General features: G+C 66.6%; 2 protein-coding genes. One reads left to right on the top strand and one right to left on the bottom strand.

Annotation, left to right across the window (positions count from 1 at the left end):
* Positions 1-30: 30 nt before the first annotated feature.
* Positions 31-246, bottom strand: coding sequence for an I78 family peptidase inhibitor (locus tag ACWF94_RS39935; RefSeq protein ID WP_453500112.1), 216 nt, complete (start codon positions 244-246; stop codon positions 31-33).
* A 432-nt stretch (positions 247-678) separates the two neighbouring features.
* Here ACWF94_RS39935 and ACWF94_RS39930 point away from each other — a divergent pair.
* On the top strand, positions 679-1,762 hold a 1,084-nt coding region (locus ACWF94_RS39930), incomplete at its 3' end, for a cbb3-type cytochrome c oxidase subunit I (RefSeq protein ID WP_453500110.1).

Genomic DNA, 1,762 nt, shown 5'->3' with positions numbered 1-1,762 from the left:
GTACGGAACATATCCGGGGCGGTACGGAACTCACCCCGCCCAGCTGCGGACGACCTGGCCGCCCCGCACCTCGAAATTCAGCCTGCCCTCCAGATACTCCAGGGTGATGATCGCGCCCGGCGGCAGGGACCTGACGGTGGTCCAGCCGCTTCGGCGGGCCCGCCGCTCGGCATCATCGGCCGGGAGGCCGACATAGGACGCGGGAGTGTCGTCCGGCTGTGCGGGAGGGGTCGGTATGGGTGCCATGACACCCACCGTAAGCGGCAGCGGACGGTGACGGAAGCGGTGCCCGAACACCTTTCCGGCGCGGAAGCGCATCTCACCGGTCACGCTTCTGTCACAGGATCACGACATACGCTCAGCATAAAGTCCACCACACGAACGAGCAGTTCGACACCGACCGTACGGTAATTCCGGAACGCTCCCGATCAGGGAGAATTCCCGGATGGAATTGACCGGGGACGAAGCACCGGAGGACGAATTGGCGGACCGTGAACAATTCACGGGTTCCTTACAGAATCCCGCCGCGCGCCCGCTCGGCAGTGCGGCCGGACCCCTGCCCAGGACCGCCGTACGCCCCGCGCCGGTAGCACCCCCTCACCCGGTACCACGGCCCCGGTCCACGGCCGTGGACACCGCAGGCGGCGGGCCGGGACCGCGCACGGGGAGTGAGGTCCGATGAGTGCGCAGACGCGGACCGGCGACGCCGTGACGGGGGCGCCCGTCCGGCACCGGGGCAGGGTGCTGGTGGACTGGCTGACCACCACCGATCACAAGAAGATCGGGCATCTGTATCTGGTCACCTCGTTCGTCTTCTTCCTCATCGGCGGAGTGCTGGCCCTGCTGATGCGCGCGGAGCTGGCCCGGCCGGGACTTCAGCTGATCACCAGCGACCAGTTCAACCAGGCGTTCACCCTGCACGGCACGATCATGCTGCTGCTCTTCGCGACCCCGGCCTTCGCGGGCTTCGCCAACGAGATCATGCCGCTGCAGATCGGCTCCCCGGATGTGGCCTTCCCCCGGCTGAACATGTTCTCGTACTGGCTCTATCTCTTCGGCGCCCTGATCGTGCTCGGTTCGCTGCTGGCCCCGACCGGTGCGGCGAGCTTCGGCTGGTTCGCCTACGCACCGCTCAACTCGCTGGAACGCTCCCCGGGCATCGGCGCGGACATATGGATCATGGGTCTCGCGCTGGCGGGCTTCGGCACGATCCTGGGCGCGGTCAACTTCATCACCACCATCGTCGGGATGCGCGCGCCCGGGATGACGATGTTCCGGCTGCCGATCTTCACCTGGAACGTCCTCTTCACCTCGATCCTCGTCCTGTTCGCCTTCCCGGTGCTGGCGGCGGCGCTGCTGGTGCTGGAGGCGGACCGGCGGTTCGGGGCGATGGTGTTCCAGCCCGAGAACGGCGGCGCGCTGCTGTGGCAGCATCTGTTCTGGTTCTTCGGGCATCCGGAGGTCTACATCATCGCGCTGCCGTTCTTCGGCATCGTCACGGAGATCCTGCCGGTCTTCTCCCGCAAACCGATCTTCGGCTATCTCACGCTCGTCGGCGCGACCATGGCCATCACCGGGCTCTCCGTGGTGGTGTGGGCGCACCATATGTTCGCCACCGGGGCGGTGCTGCTGCCCTTCTTCTCCTTTATGTCGTTCCTGATCGCGGTGCCGACGGGGGTGAAGTTCTTCAACTGGTCGGGCACGATGCTCAACGGGTCGCTCTCCTTCGAGACCCCGATGCTGTGGTCCGTCGGCTTTCTGG

The sequence above is a fragment of the Streptomyces sp. NPDC055078 genome (assembly GCF_053607985.1).
The sequence above is the reverse complement of the archived record's forward strand: the minus strand, read 5'-3'. Positions and strand labels throughout refer to the sequence as shown.